This is a genomic window from Variovorax pasteuri (assembly GCF_051216435.1).
Taxonomy (GTDB): domain Bacteria; phylum Pseudomonadota; class Gammaproteobacteria; order Burkholderiales; family Burkholderiaceae_C; genus Variovorax.
In genome coordinates this window covers 186,612-201,914 of sequence record NZ_JBPJZS010000009.1, presented here as the reverse complement: position 1 = coordinate 201,914, position 15,303 = coordinate 186,612, and the positions used below count along the sequence as shown (strand labels likewise).

General features: G+C 69.0%; 15 protein-coding genes. All 15 read left to right on the top strand.

Annotated elements, in window-relative coordinates:
• The first annotated feature begins 60 nt into the window (after positions 1-60).
• The 15 genes from atzF (at position 61) to ACSFBM_RS27515 (ending at position 15,243) form a co-directional block, all read left to right on the top strand.
• Positions 61-1,797 carry an allophanate hydrolase gene (gene atzF / locus ACSFBM_RS27585; RefSeq protein ID WP_435487251.1) on the top strand — a complete coding sequence of 579 codons (1,737 nt, stop codon included), beginning with the start codon at positions 61-63 and terminating at the stop codon, positions 1,795-1,797.
• A 19-nt stretch (positions 1,798-1,816) separates the two neighbouring features.
• A complete protein-coding gene (locus tag ACSFBM_RS27580; RefSeq protein ID WP_435438798.1) occupies positions 1,817-2,821 on the top strand; it encodes an ABC transporter substrate-binding protein in 1,005 nt (334 codons plus the stop codon).
• Between the two features lie 2 nt (positions 2,822-2,823).
• Complete coding sequence (locus ACSFBM_RS27575) at positions 2,824-3,651, top strand: ABC transporter permease (protein WP_435487250.1); 828 nt, start codon at positions 2,824-2,826, stop codon at positions 3,649-3,651.
• Entirely contained in the window at positions 3,648-4,481 is an 834-nt protein-coding gene (locus tag ACSFBM_RS27570; protein ID WP_435487249.1) for an ABC transporter ATP-binding protein, read from the top strand. The genes ACSFBM_RS27575 and ACSFBM_RS27570 overlap by 4 nt, the downstream gene beginning before the upstream one ends.
• A 13-nt stretch (positions 4,482-4,494) precedes the next feature.
• Positions 4,495-4,701 carry an AtzG-like protein gene (locus ACSFBM_RS27565; RefSeq protein WP_435487248.1) on the top strand — a complete coding sequence of 69 codons (207 nt, stop codon included), beginning with the start codon at positions 4,495-4,497 and terminating at the stop codon, positions 4,699-4,701.
• Complete coding sequence (locus ACSFBM_RS27560; protein ID WP_435487247.1) at positions 4,698-6,173, top strand: AtzE family amidohydrolase; 1,476 nt, start codon at positions 4,698-4,700, stop codon at positions 6,171-6,173. The genes ACSFBM_RS27565 and ACSFBM_RS27560 overlap by 4 nt, the downstream gene beginning before the upstream one ends.
• Complete coding sequence (gene hpxZ, locus ACSFBM_RS27555) at positions 6,170-6,553, top strand: oxalurate catabolism protein HpxZ (protein ID WP_435438803.1); 384 nt, start codon at positions 6,170-6,172, stop codon at positions 6,551-6,553. The genes ACSFBM_RS27560 and hpxZ overlap by 4 nt, the downstream gene beginning before the upstream one ends.
• Before the next feature lie 67 nt (positions 6,554-6,620).
• Positions 6,621-7,739: a BMP family ABC transporter substrate-binding protein gene (locus ACSFBM_RS27550; protein WP_435487246.1), complete on the top strand. Its 1,119-nt coding sequence runs from the start codon at positions 6,621-6,623 to the stop codon at positions 7,737-7,739.
• 18 nt (positions 7,740-7,757) lie between these two features.
• On the top strand, positions 7,758-8,831 hold the full coding sequence (locus tag ACSFBM_RS27545) for an ABC transporter permease (RefSeq protein WP_435487245.1): 1,074 nt from the start codon (positions 7,758-7,760) through the stop codon (positions 8,829-8,831).
• A gap of 61 nt (positions 8,832-8,892) precedes the next feature.
• On the top strand, positions 8,893-9,816 hold the full coding sequence (locus tag ACSFBM_RS27540) for an ABC transporter permease (RefSeq protein WP_093127795.1): 924 nt from the start codon (positions 8,893-8,895) through the stop codon (positions 9,814-9,816).
• 5 nt (positions 9,817-9,821) lie between these two features.
• Positions 9,822-10,814, top strand: a complete 993-nt coding sequence (locus tag ACSFBM_RS27535) for a formamidase (RefSeq protein ID WP_435487244.1) — start codon at positions 9,822-9,824, stop codon at positions 10,812-10,814.
• Between the two features lie 7 nt (positions 10,815-10,821).
• Positions 10,822-11,532 carry a biuret amidohydrolase gene (gene biuH / locus ACSFBM_RS27530; protein WP_435487243.1) on the top strand — a complete coding sequence of 237 codons (711 nt, stop codon included), beginning with the start codon at positions 10,822-10,824 and terminating at the stop codon, positions 11,530-11,532.
• Between the two features lie 393 nt (positions 11,533-11,925).
• Positions 11,926-13,512 carry an ABC transporter ATP-binding protein gene (locus tag ACSFBM_RS27525; RefSeq protein WP_435487242.1) on the top strand — a complete coding sequence of 529 codons (1,587 nt, stop codon included), beginning with the start codon at positions 11,926-11,928 and terminating at the stop codon, positions 13,510-13,512.
• Positions 13,513-13,795: 283 nt separating this feature from the next.
• Positions 13,796-14,467, top strand: coding sequence for a cysteine hydrolase family protein (locus ACSFBM_RS27520; protein ID WP_435487241.1), 672 nt, complete (start codon positions 13,796-13,798; stop codon positions 14,465-14,467).
• 29 nt (positions 14,468-14,496) lie between these two features.
• Complete coding sequence (locus ACSFBM_RS27515) at positions 14,497-15,243, top strand: GntR family transcriptional regulator (RefSeq protein WP_435487240.1); 747 nt, start codon at positions 14,497-14,499, stop codon at positions 15,241-15,243.
• Positions 15,244-15,303: the final 60 nt, after the last annotated feature.

The following is a 15,303-nucleotide window of genomic DNA, read 5'->3' as shown; positions in this document are numbered from 1 at the left end:
CAGCACGTTCCCGCTGGCACGCCGCTTGCATCTCAACTTGTACACATGTTTGGATGCCTGATGATGGTGCACGAAGAAAACGGATCTCCCGCCGCCGCCTGGATCGCGAAATTCGCCTCCCCCGTCGTGGACGCACGGGCCGGCGACGCCCTCGGGTTCGCCCTGCCGCTCGCCGGCCTGCGCTTCGCGGTCAAGGACAACATCGATGTGGCCGGCGTGCCCACCACTGCCGCCTGCCCGGCCTTCGACCGCCTCCCCACCGTGCACGCGGCCGTGGTGCAGCGCCTGCTCGAAGCCGGTGCATCGCTGGACGGCAAGACCAACCTCGACCAGTTCGCCTGCGGGCTGAACGGCACGCGCTCGCCTTATGGCGAGGTGCCCAACGCCTTCGACGCGCGCTACGTGTCGGGCGGCTCCAGCTCGGGCTCGGCCTATCTGGTGGCCGCCGGCGAGGTCGACTTCGCGCTCGGCACCGACACCGCAGGCTCGGGCCGCGTGCCGGCCGGGCTCAACAACATCGTCGGCCTGAAGCCTTCGCGCGGCCTGCTGAGCACCTTCGGCGTGGTGCCGGCCGCGCAGAGCGCGGACTGCGTCTCCATCTTCGCGACCACCGTCGCCACCGCCGTCGACGTGCTGCTGGCCGCCGCCGGCCACGACGCGCGCGACCCGTACTCGCGCAACCTGCGCCTGGGCCGCAAGCCGCTGCCCGCGCGCTTCTCCTTCGGCGTGCCCGACACGCTGAACTTCTTTGGCGACACCGCCGCCGAGCAGGCCTTCAACGACGCCACCGCGCGGCTGCTGGCCATGGGCGGCTCGCCCGTCACCATTGCCTACGCGCCGCTCGCCGAGGCTGCCGCGCTGCTGTACGAAAGCGCGCTGGTCGCCGAGCGCTACGCCGCGGTGCGCGAATTCTTCGACGCGCACGGCGACGAGGTCATCGAGCCCGTGCGCGGCATCCTCGCCGCCGGCCGCGGCTACAACGCCGCCGACGTGTTCGACGCGCAGACGCGCCTGCGCGCCATCGCGCAGAAGGTCGAGCCGATGTGGCGCGGCATCGACCTGCTGGTGGTGCCCACCGCGCCCACCCACTACACCCGCGAACAGATGCGCGCCGACCCCGTGGCGCTCAACCGCAACCTGGGCGCGTACACCAACTTCGTCAACCTGCTCGACTACGCCGCGCTCTCGGTGCCCAGCAGCCTGCGCGACGACGGACTGCCGTTCGGCATCACGCTGATCGGGCCCTGCGGCAGCGACCTGGCATTGGCCGACCTGGGCCAGCGCTACCACCACGCCACCGGACTCGCGCAGGGCGCCACCGGCAAACCGCTGCCCGCGCCGCGCGCCATTCCGGGCCTCGCCGCGGCCGATGCCGACATGCTGTCCATCGCCGTGGTCGGTGCCCACCTGTCGGGCATGCCGCTCAACGGCCAGCTCACCGAGCGCGGTGCCACGCTGCTGCGCGCCACCACCACGTCGCCGGCCTACCGCCTGTACGCGCTGCCGGGCACGGTGCCGCCCAAGCCCGGCCTGCAGCGCGTGGCCGAAGGCGAGGCGGGTGCGGCCATCGCGCTGGAGGTGTGGTCGGTACCGCTCGCGCAGGTCGGCAGCTTCCTGGCGCTGATTCCGCCGCCCCTGGGCCTCGGCAGCGTCGAGCTGGCCGACGGCAGCTGGGTCAAGGGCTTCATCTGCGAAGGCCACGCGCTGGCCGCTGCGCAGGACGTGAGCTCCCACGGCGGCTGGCGTGCCTACGTCGCCAACCGCACCGGCACCGGCACCGCACCTTCTTCCCTTTGACTTTGATCCAGGAGTCCCGATGAGCACCCCCAACAAACCCTCCGCTTCGCGCCACCGCCGCCAGCTGCTGCAGGCCGGCGCCGCAGGCCTGGCCGTGCTGGCCGCGCCCGCCCTCGTGCGCGCGCAGGCCGCGCCCAAGCTGCGCATCGGCTTCTGGCCCGTGGCCGCGGGCCTGCCGTTCTTCGCGGCGGTCGACAAGGGCTACTTCAAGGAAGCCGGCCTCGACGTCGAGCCGCTCAAGTTCGCCGGCGCGCAGCAGGTCATGGAAGGCATGCTCGCAGGCCGCTGCGACGGCAGCGCCAACGGCACCGGCTCGGCCAACCTCGCCATCGGCGAGATCGCGCAGCCCGGCCTGTTCAAGATCTTCTGCACCAACCCGAGCAACGCCAAGTTCGTGCTCGACGAGTTCATCGTCGCGAAAGACAGCCCCGTCAAGACCATGGCCGAGCTGGCCGGCAAGCGGGTGGCTTCGGGGCCCGGCATCCAGAACGTCACGCTGTGCAAGACCATGCTGGAGCGCGCCGGCGCCAAGGGCGCGACCGTCACCGAACTGCCCATCGGCCAGCACGTGGCCGCGCTGGTGGCAGGCCAGGTCGACGCCTGCTACACGCTGGAACCCACCGGCACCGTGGGCCGCATGAACGGCACCACGCGCGTCATCGAAGCCGGCGTGGTGGCCAAGTACATCCTGGGCGACCCGATGGCGCCGTGGCATGGCGGCGCGGCCAGCCTGACCACCGAGTTCATCAAGAAGAACCCCGAGGTGGCGAAGAAGTACATCGCCGCCTACGCGCGCGGCGTGGAGCTGGTGCGCACAAAGCCCGACGAGGCGCGCCAGTTCATGAAGGGCTACACCGCCATCGAAGGCAAGCTCACGGCCGAAGTGCCGCTCGCGTCGTACATGCTCTACAACGAGTTCAAGCCCAGCGACGTCGCGTACTTCCAGAAGTTCTACGACCTGTTCACCGAGAAAGGCATCTTCGAGAAGAAGGTGCTGGTGGACGGCCTTCTCTACAAGGCATGACCATGGCCGACGCAAGCTCGACCACGGCCGCGCCGTGGACCCCGCCGGCCAGCCTCAACGCCGCCGCACCGAAGACGCCGCTGCGCGAGCGCCTGCTGCCTTTCATCGGCCCCGTGGTGCTGTTCATCGCATGGGACCTGGTGGTGCGCCTGGGCTTCATCAAGCCCATCCTGCTGCCCACGCCGGCCGACACCATCGCCGCGCTCGTCACCGGGCTGGCGGGCGGACCGCTGCTCACCGACTTCGCGATGACGGTGTGGCGCACGCTGCAGGCCTTCGTCATCGCGGCGGCCATCGGCGTGCCGCTGGGCGTGCTGCTTGGCAGCAACGAGAAGGCCTATCGCAGCGTGGAGTTCCTGATCGACTTCTTCCGCTCCACGCCCTCGTCCGCGCTGATTCCGCTGTTCCTGCTGATCTTCGGCGTGAGCGACGTCAACAAGGTGGCCATCGCGGCCTTCGGCGCGCTGCTCATCGTGGTGTTCAACAGCGCCTACGGCGTGATGAATGCGCGCAAGCAGCGCGTGATGGCCGCCAAGGTCATGGGTGCGTCGCGCTGGCAGGTCTTCAAGGACGTGCTGATCTGGGAAAGCCTGCAGCCCACCTTCGTCGGCCTGCGCTCGGCCGTGTCGATGGCGCTGGTGATCGTCATCGTGGCCGAGATGTTCATCGGCTCCGACACGGGGCTGGGCCACCGGATCATCGACGCGCAGCAGGTGCTCAACGTGAAGAGCATGTACGCGGCGATTCTTTCGGCCGGTGCGCTGGGCTACGCGCTCAACATCCTCTTCCTCATTGCCGAGCGCCGCATCGTGCACTGGAGCGGAAGATGAAAGTGACCTCCGACATCGTCCTGAACGGCCCGGTGTACGCCGACGTGCCCAAGCCCGCGTTCAAGCCCGGTCCCGCCGGCACGCACATCACCATCCGCGGGCTCACCAAGTACTTCGCCGGCTGGCCGCTGTACGAGAACTTCGACCTCGACATTCCCAAGCGGGCCATCGTCTCGGTGTTCGGGCCCAACGGCTGCGGCAAGTCCACGCTCATCAACATGATCGCGGGGCTGGTGCCCATCGACGCGGGCGAGATCCTGTTCGACGGCAAGCAGCGCAAGGACACCAAGATCGGCTACGTGTTCCAGAACTACCGCGAGGCGATGTTCCCGTGGATGCGCACCATCGACAACATCGCCTATCCGCTGAAGCTCGAAGGCCGCAGCAAGGCCGAGGTCGACCGGCGCATGGAAGAGCTGGTGGCGTCCTTCGACGTCAAGTTCGACCTGAAGCGCTTTCCCTACGAGCTCTCGGGCGGCCAGCAGCAGACGGCGTCGATCATGCGCGCGCTGGCGCCCAACCCCGAGGTGCTGTTTCTCGACGAGCCCTTCTCCGCGCTGGACTTCGAGATGACGCTCTTCATCCGCGAGAAGCTGCAGGAGGTGTTCATGCGGACCGGCACCACCATGCTGCTGGTGTCGCACGACCTCGAAGAAGCGGTGTACCTCGCCGACGAGGTGCTGCTGCTGACCAAGCGGCCCACCAAGGTGGCCGAGATCTTGCGTTACGGCGATGCGCGTCCGCGCACCGTGGAGACGCTGAGCACCGAGAGCTTCGTGGCCATGAAGAAGCTCAGCCTCGACATCTTCCAGCGCGAAGTGCGCCGATAGAAGGAGCGTTGCCATGACACCCGCACAGATCGAAAGCTACGTCGACGCCGCCGCCGCGGTGCTCGACCTGCGCCTGTCGCCCGAACACCGGCCCGGCGTGCTGCGCTACTTCGCGCTCGCGGCCGAGTTCGCCGCGGTGGTCGAGGCCGTGCCGCTCACGATGTCGGCCGAACCGGCGGTGCATTTCTCGCCGGTCGAGGCCGAGGAGAAAGCTGTATGACCGCCACGGAGCTGTTGGCGCGCGATGCGTCCGACATGGCCGAAGCCGTTCGCACCGGTACTGCGAGCGCCACCGCGCTGGTGCAGGCCAGCCTCGACCGCGTGGATGCCACCGACGGCAAGGTCAACGCCTTCACTTCCGTGCTGAGCGAACGCGCGCTGCGCCGCGCCGCGCAGGTCGATGCCTCGCTGGCCTCGGCGCACGGTGCGCGCACCCGCGAGCTGCCGCTGCTCGGCGTGCCCTTCGCGGTGAAGAACCTGTTCGACATTGCCGGCCTGCCCACGCTCGCGGGCTCGAAGATCGAACGCCAGACCGCGCCCGCGCGCGCCGACGCCGCGCTGGTGCGCCGCCTGGAGCGCGCCGGTGCGGTGCTGGTGGGCGCGCTCAACATGGACGAGTACGCCTACGGCTTCACCACCGAGAACAGCCACGAAGGTCCCACGCGCAACCCGCACGACCTCACCCGTATCGCGGGCGGTTCGTCGGGCGGCTCGGGCGCCGCGGTGGCCGCGGGGCAGGTGCCGCTCACGCTGGGCTCCGACACCAACGGGTCGATCCGCGTGCCCGCTTCGCTGTGCGGCGTGTTCGGCCTGAAGCCCACCTTCGGGCGGCTGCCGCGCACCGGGAGCTTTCCGTTCGTGTCCAGCCTGGACCATCTCGGCCCCTTCGCCCGTTCGGCGCGCGACCTGGCGCTGGTCTACGACGCGATGCAGGGGCCGGAAGAAGCCGGTCATGCGCACGACCCCGGCTGCGCGCAGCGCGCGGTCGAGCCCGTGTCGGGCGTGCTGGCGCACGGCACGCGCGGCCTGCGCATCGGCGTGCTCGGCGGCTACTTTCACCAGCGCGCCGGCGCCGAGGCGCTGGCTGCCGTCGATCTCGTGGCCGATGCGCTGGGCGCGGGCGTTGCGCAGGCCAGCGTCGAGCTGCCGATGGTCGAGGCGGGGCGCGCCGCGGCCTTCCTCATCACCAACGCGGAAGGCGCCGCGCTGCACCTGCAAGACCTGCGCCGCCGCGCGCACGACTTCGAGCCGCTCTCGCGCGACCGCTTCCTGGCCGGCGCGTTGCTGCCCGCCGCCTGGGTGTCGCGTGCGCAGCGCGTGCGCCGGCTCTATGCCGAAGCCGTGGCGCGCCTGTTCGGGCGCTACGACATCCTGCTGGCCCCGGCCACGCCCACCGCGGCCACGCCCGTGGGCGCGGAGACCTTCGAGGTGAACGGCCACAAGCTGCCGGTGCGGCCCAACATGGGCCTGCTGACCCAGCCCTTCTCGTGCATCGGCCTGCCGGTGTGCGCGGTGCCGGTGTGGGGCACCTGCGCCAGCCAGCCGAACCTGCCGGACTTGCCTATCGGCGTCCAGGTGATCGCCGCGCCCTGGCGCGAAGACCTCGTGCTGCGCGTGGCCGCCGCACTCGAAGCCGCGGGCGTGGCGCATGCGCCCGTCGCAGCACTGAATTCGGAGAAAACCCCCGCATGAACGCCACCGACATCAACCTGCCCGACGTGCTGGCCGAAGTGCAGGCCGCCTTTGCCCGCTACGAAGACGCGCTGGTCCACAACAAGGTCGAGGTGCTCGACGAGCTGTTCTGGAACAGCCCGACCACGCTGCGCTACGGCGCCACCGAGAACCTCTACGGCTACGACGAGATCCGGGCCTTTCGTGCATCGCGCCCCTCGCAGGGGCTGGCGCGCGAACTGCTGATCACCGTCATCACCACCTACGGGCGCGACTTCGCCACCGCCAACTGCGAGTTCCGCCGCGAAGGCGCCGAGCGCACCGGCCGCCAGAGCCAGACCTGGATGCGCACGCCCGAGGGCTGGCGCGTGGTCTCGGCGCACGTCAGCCTGCTCGGCTGAGGCAGCTCGCCGCACAACAGTTTTTTCTTCCAGTCCTTCAACTTTGTATCCAGCAACGGAGTACGTCATGACCAGCCCCCTCAATCGCCGCGATTCCATCAAGACCCTGGCCGCGCTGGGCGCCGCCGGCTCCCTCGGGGGCTGGAGCGCCCTCGCCAGCGCGCAGGCCAAGCCGCTCACGGTCGGCGTGATCTACGTCGGCGCGCGCGACGACTACGGCTACAACCAGGCCCACGCGCAGGCCGCCGCCGAGGTCAAGAAGATGCCCGGCATCAAGGTGGTCGAGGAAGAGAACGTGCCCGAGACCGCCGCCGTGCAGAAGACCATGGCCGGCATGATCTCGCAGGACGGCGCCAAGCTGCTGTTCCCCACCTCGTTCGGCTACTTCGATCCGCACATCCTCGCGGTGGCGCCGAAGAACCCCGACGTGCGCTTCTCGCACTGCGGCGGCCTGTGGACCGAAGGCAAGCACCCGAAGAACGTGGGCAGCTTCTTCGGCTACATCGACGAGTGCCAGTTCCTGAACGGCGTGATTGCCGCGCACATGACCAAGAGCAACAAGATCGCCTTCGTCGCCGCCAAGCCCATTCCGCAGGTGCTGCGCAACATCAACGCCTTCACGCTCGGTGCGCGCTCGGTCAAGCCGAACATCACCTGCAGCGTGATCTTCACGGGCGACTGGTCGATGGCGGTGAAGGAGGCCGAGGCCACCAACAGCCTGGCCGACCAGGGCTGCGACGTGTTCACCATGCACGTGGACGGCCCCAAGGTGGTGGTGGAGACCGCGGCCAAGCGCGGCAAGATGGTCTGCGGCTACCACGCGAGCCAGGCCAAGCTGGCGCCCAACGCCTACCTGACGGGGGCCGAGTGGAACTGGCTCACCGCGTACAAGACCATCATCGACGCCGCGCAGGCCGGCAAGCCCCACCCCAACTTCCTGCGCGGCGGCCTGAAGGAGGGCTACGTGAAGATGTCCGCCTACGGCCCCATGGTGCCGGACGCCGCGAAGAAGCAGGCCGACGACATCAAGGCGAAGATGATCGCGGGCAGCTTCGACATCTTCAAGGACGGCATCAAGGACAACAAGGGCGCGGTGGTGGTGCCGGCGGGCAAGGTGCTGAAGCAGACCGACCTGGAGCTGGAAAAGATGAACTACCTGGTCGAAGGCGTACTCGGCTCGGTCTGACCCCAGCGCACCGCCGTCATGCGCCACGCACTCAAGGAATTCTCTTTGCCGGTGTTCGCCATCGCGGCGGCGCTGCTGTTGTTCGGCCTGGTGGTGGCCTTCGCCGGGGTCGACCCGGTGGAGGTGTGGACCACGCTGTTCAAGGGCGCGTTCGGCGACTGGTTCTCCTGGCAGAACACGCTGCAGCGCGCCGCGCCGCTGATGCTCACCGCACTGTGCGTGGCATTGCCCGCGCGCGCCGGGCTGATCATCATCGGCGGCGAGGGTGCGCTGGTGCTGGGCGGGCTGGCCTGCGCGGCGCTTGCGCATGCGGTGCCGCTGCCCGGCAACGTCGTCGGCACGGTCGTCGTCTGCATCGCGGGCGCCATCGCCGGCGGGCTGTGGATCATGCTGGCGGGCTGGCTGCGGCAGTTTCGCGGCATCAACGAAACCATCAGCAGCCTGTTGCTGGCCTACATCGCCATCGGCATCTTCAAGCACCTGGTCGAAGGTCCGCTGCGCGACCCGGCGAGCCTGAACAAGCCCTCGACCTATGCGCTGAACGACGGGCTGCTCATCGGCGGCATCGGCGGCTCCGACATCCATTGGGGCCTGGCGATCGGCGTGGTGGCGTGCCTGGGGCTCGGCTGGTGGTTGCGCGCCACGGTGTCGGGCTTCTCGGTGCGCGTGGTGGGCGGCAATCCGCGCACCGCGCAGCTGGTGGGGCTGCCGGCCACGCGGCTCATTCTCTCGGCCTGCGGGCTGGGCGGCGCATGCGCGGGGCTCGCGGGCGCGGTCGAGGTGGCGGCGGTGCACACCAATGCCAACGCCTCGCTGATCGCGGGCTACGGCTACGCGGGCATCCTGGTGTCGTTCATCGCGCGGCACAACCCGGTGGCCATCGTGCCGGTGGCCATCTTGTTCGGCGGCTTCGGCGCGGCGGGCAGCCTGCTGCAGCGGCGGCTCGGCCTGCCCGATGCGTCGGTGCTGGTGCTGCAGGGCATCGCCTTCGTGCTGATCCTGGCGAGCGAGGGGCTGCGCACCGTGAACTGGAAGAAGTTCGGCGACCGCATGCTGCCCGAGGCCAAGACCTACGAAAGGAGCAATGCATGACCGCCGCGCCGGGCCGCCCCAAGCAAGGTCGCACCGCAGTGCGAAGCACGGAGGTATGCCAATGACCGCCGACCAATGGATCGCGCTCGTGGCCGGCATCGTCGGCGGCGCGTTGCGCGTGGGGGCTCCCTTCCTCTTCGTGAGCCTGGGCGAGTGCCTCACCGAGAAGTCGGGCCGCATCAATCTCGGGCTCGAAGGCGTGCTGGTGCTGTCGGCCATGGCGGCGTTCGGCGGCGCCTACCTCACCGATTCGGCGTGGCTGGGCGTGCTGATCGGCGCGGTGGCCGGTGCGCTGCTGGCGCTGCTGCACGGCCTGCTGTGCTCGCTCGACCGCGTGAACGACGTGGCCACCGGCATCGCGTTGATGCTGCTGGGCACCGGCCTGGCCTTCTATCTCGGCAAGCCGCTCATCCAGCCACAGGCGCCGCAGATCCCCGCCATTCCGCTGGGCTTCTGGAGCGACAACACGGTGGTGCGCTCCGCCCTGCAGCTCAATGCGCTGGTGCCCATCGGCGTGGCGCTCGCGGTGCTGCTGTGGTGGGGCTTCGCGCGCACGCGCGCCGGCCTGCTGGTGCGCATGGCGGGCGACTCGGCGCAGGCCACGCGCGCGCTCGGCTACTCGGTGTCGGGCCTGCGCATCGCGGCCACCACGGCGGGCGGCTTCATCGCCGGCCTCGGCGGTGCGTCGCTCACGCTGTTCTACCCGGGCAGCTGGAACGAAGGCATTTCCAGCGGGCAGGGCCTGATCGCCGTGGCGCTGGTGATCTTCGCGCGCTGGAGCCCGCTGCGCTGCGTGGGCGCGGCGCTGCTGTTCGGCGGCGCGGGCGCCATCGGCCCGGCGCTGCAGTCCATCGGCATCGGCTGGGGCTACCACCTGTTCAACACCGTGCCCTACGTGCTCACGCTGGTGATATTGGTGTTCACCTGCAAGCCGGGCAGCGCGGCCGTCGGCAGCCCCGGCGAACTTTCATCGACAAGGAGCTGAATGCCATGAGCGGTTTCGGAGGCCTCAACAAATCGGCGCACGGCGTGGTGGTCGGGCTGGTGCAGCTGCAACTGCCCAGCGTGAAGACGCCGGCCGACCTGGCCGCGCAGACGCGACGCATCTGCGACATGGTGGGCAAGGCCCGCCGCAACCAGGGCACGATGGACCTGGTGGTGTTCCCGGAGTACGCGCTGCACGGCCTGTCGATGGACACCAGCCCCGAGATCATGTGCACGCTCGACGGGCCCGAGGTCGCGGCCTTCAAGCAGGCCTGCGTCGAGCACAGGATCTGGGGCTGCTTCTCCATCATGGAAGCCAACCCCGGCGGCAACCCGTACAACAGCGGGCTGATCATCGACGACCACGGCGACATCAAGCTCTACTACCGCAAGCTGCACCCGTGGGTGCCGGTGGAGCCGTGGGAGCCGGGCAACCTCGGCATTCCGGTGTGCGACGGGCCCAACGGCAGCAAGCTCTCGCTCATCATCTGCCACGACGGCATGTTCCCCGAGATGGCGCGCGAGGCCGCATACAAGGGCGCGGACATCATCCTGCGCACGGCGGGCTACACCGCGCCCATCCGCCACGCCTGGAAGATCACCAACCAGGCCAACGCCTTCTGCAACCTGGCCTACACCGCGAGCGTGTGCCTGTGCGGCAGCGACGGCAGCTTCGACTCGATGGGCGAGGGCATGTTCTGCAATTTCGACGGCACGGTGATGGTCGAGGGCGGCGGCCGCGTCGACGAGATCATCACCGCCGAGCTGCGGCCCGACCTGGTGCGCGAGGCGCGCACCGGCTGGGGCGTGGAGAACAACATCTACCAGCTGTACCACCGCGGCTACGTGGCGGTGAAGGGCGGCGCACAGGACTGTCCCTACACCTACATGCACGACATGGCCGCCGGCACCTACAAGCTGCCATGGAGCGCCGACGTGAAGGTGACCGACGGCACGAGCTGCGGCTTCGCGCCGCCCGAACGCAACTACGGGGAATGACGCACCCATGACCACCACCATCGCCAACACCACCGAGCGCCACGTCGCCGCCGAGCCCTATGCCTGGCCCTACAACGGCGCGCTGCGGCCCGACAACACCGCGCTGATCGTGATCGACATGCAGACCGACTTCTGCGGCAAGGGCGGGTACGTCGACGTGATGGGCTACGACCTGTCGCTGGTGCAGGCGCCGATCCAGCCGATCGCGCGCACGCTGGCGGCGTTGCGTCCGCTGGGCTTTCACATCATCCACACGCGAGAGGGCCATCGGCCGGACCTGGCGGACCTGCCCGCCAACAAGCGCTGGCGCTCGCGGCAGATCGGTGCGAACGGCGTGGGCATCGGCGACGACGGGCCGTGCGGGCGCATCCTGGTGCGCGGCGAGCCGGGCTGGGACATCATTCCGGAGCTGGCGCCGTTGCCGGGCGAGGTGGTGATCGACAAGCCGGGCAAGGGCTCGTTCTATGCCACCGACCTGGAGTTGATCCTGCGCACGCGCGGCATCGAGAACCTGATCCTCGCGGGCATCACGACGGACGTGTGCGTGCACACGACGATGCGCGACGCGAACGACCGGGGGTTCGAGTGCCTGCTGTTGTCGGACTGCACGGCTGCGACGGACTACGGCAACCACTTGGCTGCGCTGAAGATGATCACGATGCAGGGCGGCGTGTTCGGGGCGCATGCCAGCTCGTCGGCTCTTTTGGCGGTGCTATGAGGAGCGGTTGTCTTGTTCGTCGCTGTCGGGGGCATTCGGGGCGCGCTCACGCCGACGGGGTACCTTGCTCCGCGAATGTCCCCCGGGGCTGCGCCCCTCCTCCTTTATTTCGCTGCGCAAGGCACCCCATCGACGTGAGCTTGTTCAAAGCGGTGGTTGATCGGCCGCACGCCAAGAGCGTGAGCATTGTCAAGAGCGGTAGTGATCGGGGCACACCAGCAGCGTGTCCAGTGCACAGGGCGTCGGGTGCTCGCCGCAGCGAAATAAAGGAGGAGCGAAGCGGGGGACATTCGCGGAGGGGAGTACCCGGCGGCCTGTGCACGCGCCCTGAACAACAGCGCCGCAAGCAAAGCGGGCAGAAGCAGGACCATACCCAAAAGGTGGAGAACTGACATGAGTGCCCCATCACCCCGCGCCATCGGTGGCCTGCCTGCGGGCAGCGGCGCGCTCGCGCTCGACACCTACCAACTGACCAAGCGCTTCGGCGCCTTCACCGCGATGGACAGCGTGACGATGCGCGTCGAGCCCGGCACGGTGCACGCGCTGCTCGGCGAGAACGGCGCGGGCAAGAGCACGCTGGTGAAGTGCGTGGCGGGCTTCCAGCGCGCGGAAGAAGGCAGCATCCTCATCGACGGGCGCGAGCAGGACATCGCCAACCCGATCGTGGCGCGCGCTTTGGGCATCGGCATGGTCTACCAGCACTTCACGCTGGCGCCGGGCATGACGGTGGCGGAGAACCTGTTGCTCGCCGGAGGCAAGACGCCGGCGCTGATCGACTGGAAGACCAAGCGCGCGGAGCTGAAGGCATTCCTGGCGACCACGCCGTTCAGCCTCGACCTCGATGTGCGGCCTTCGGAGCTCGCGGCCGGCGAGAAGCAGAAGCTCGAACTGTTGAAGCAGCTGTACCTGAAGCCGCGCCTGCTGATCCTCGACGAGCCGACCTCGGTGCTCACGCCGCAGGAGGCCGACGAGGTGCTGGGCCATGTGCGCGAGTTCGCGCGCAGCGGCATGTGCACGGTGCTCATCATCACGCACAAGTTCCGCGAGGTGATGGCGTATGCCGACAGCGTGACGGTGCTGCGCCGCGGCAAGGCGGTGCATCACTGCCGCGTGGCGGACACCAGCCCGGCGCAACTGGCGCAGGCCATGATGGGGGGCGAGCAGGCGGCGGCACAGGCGCCCTTCACCCGCAAGCCCATGCCCGCCCATGCGCCGATCGCACTGAAGGTCGAAGGGCTGAAGGCGCAGGGCGATCGCGGCACGCTGGCGTTGCATGACCTGAGCCTGTCGGTGCGTGCCGGAGAAATCCTCGGCGTGGCCGGTGTGTCGGGCAACGGGCAGCGCGAACTCGTCGAGGCGCTCGTGGGCCAGCGCCCGCGCCTTGCGGGCAAGGTCACGGTGATGGGCCAGCCCTACGGCGCGCACCGCGCGGAGAACCGCAACCTCAAGGTGCGCAGCCTGCCGGAGGAGCCGTTGCGCAATGCCTGCGTCGGCGACCTGAGCGTCGCGGAGAACATGGCGCTGCGCGACTTCGACCAGCCGCCTTTGTCTCGCGGTGGCGTGCTGAGCTTTCCGTACTGGCGCAGCCGCGCGCGTGAATGGATTGCGGAATACGGCGTGAAGACTCAAGGCGAAGGTGCGCCGATTCGCAGTCTCTCCGGTGGCAATGTGCAGCGCGCCGTGCTGGCGCGCGAGCTGGCCGGCGACATCAACGTGCTGATCGCCGCGAACCCCGTGTTCGGCCTCGACTTCGCCGCGGTCGCCGAGATCCACTCACGCATCGTGCAGGTGCGCGAGAAGGGCGGGGCGGTCCTGCTGATCAGCGAAGACCTCGACGAGCTGCTGGAGCTCGCGGACCGCATCGTCGTGATGAGCGAAGGGCAGATCGTGTTCGAAACGCCTGCTGCGGGGGCCGAGCGGCATGTGATCGGGGCGCACATGGGTGGCGGGCATCATGAGCCTTTGAAGGCGGTGGCATGAAGGCTCTGCTTTCTGTTGGGAGGCCGCCCGGTGTGCGGCACGGTGCGGTCGCCCCCACTGCGCCGGCCGCTTCGCGGCTCCCCTGCGGTGCTCGCGTTTCGCGGGGTCTCGCAGAACTCGCTGCGCTCAAACAGCTGCGAGCCCTGATCCGCGAAACGCTGCGCTCCTCGGCGGCGCAGAGGGCGCGCCCACCCCGCGCCACACACCGGGCTGCGAGGTGGCGTGCTCGCCGTCGATGCTGCCCATCGCCGCACCCCCGCACTCGGAATCAGCGAGAAAGAACATGCGCATAGAACAAGCCAACCCATTCGCCTACGAATTCGAAGTCGCAAACACGGCGCTCGTCCTCATCGACATGCAGCGCGACTTCATCGAACCCGGTGGCTTCGGCGAGACGCTGGGCAACGACGTGTCGCTGCTGGAAGCGATCGTTCCTGCCACCAGAAAGATCTTGGAGGCCTGGAGAGCAGCCGGTGGCCTGGTCGTGCACACCAGAGAGGCGCACATGGCCGACCTCTCCGACTGCCCGCCCGCCAAGCGCAACCGCGGCAACCCGACGCTGCGCATCGGCGACCAAGGCCCCATGGGCCGCATCCTCGTGGCGGGCGAGCCCGGCAACCAGATCATCGACGCGCTGGCGCCCGTCGACGGCGAGCTCGTCATCGACAAGCCCGGCAAGGGCGCGTTCTACGCGACCGGCCTGCACGAACTGCTGCAGCAACGCGGCATCACGCACCTGCTGTTCGGCGGCGTGACGACCGAGGTGTGCGTGCAGACCAGCATGCGCGAAGCCAACGACCGCGGCTACGACAGCCTGCTGCTCGAAGACTGCACCGAAAGCTACTTCCCCGCCTTCAAGACCGCGACGCTCGACATGGTGCGTGCGCAGGGCGGCATCGTCGGGTGGACCGCGCCGAGCGCCGCTTTGCTGGCCGCACTGAACCGCCCCTCGTGACGCCCGCGCCAGCGACTAACATTCCCCCCGTGTCTACCGTCCGACCCCGCCCCGAAGCTCCAGTCCTCGCCGCCCCGCCCGTCCAGGCGGCCGCGTTCCGTACGCGGGCCGACGAGGTGTATGCGCAGCTCAAGCGCGACGTGGCCGAGTTCATCCTCGTGCCCGGCGACCGCTTCACCGAGAACGAGATCAGCGACCGGCTTGGCGTGTCGCGCACGCCCGTGCGCCAGGCGCTGTTCCGGCTGCAGCAGGAAGGCTTCGTGGAGGTGCTGTTTCGCAGCGGCTGGCGCGTGCTGCCCTTCGACTTCGAGCAGTTCGAACAGCTCTACGACCTGCGCATGGTGCTGGAGACCACGGCCGTGCACCGGCTGTGCGAAACCGACCGCCACATCGACCACGACCTGCTCGACACGCTGGCCGACATCTGGCTGGCGCCCGTGGCGCAGCGCAGCAGCGACATGGCCCAGGTGGCGCAGTGGGACGAAGGCTTTCACTGTGCCCTGGTGGCGGCGGCCGGCAATGCCGAGATGGCGCGCGTGCACGGCGACGTGACCGACCGCATCCGCATCATTCGCCGGCTCGACTTCACCAAGCAGCCGCGCATCGACGCCACCTACGAGGAGCACGCCAAGATCCTGAAGGCCGTGCGCGCGAACCGCGGCGACCAGGCGGCGATGCTGCTGCGGGCGCACATCGAGACCAGCCAGGCGGAGGTGCGCAAGATCACGCTGCACCAGGTGCACCTGGCGCGGCATGCGGGAAAGACGCCGCGCTGAATTGCGGTGTTGCTCCTTCCCCCTCTGGGGGAAGGCTGGGATGGGGGCACGCGGCCTTCG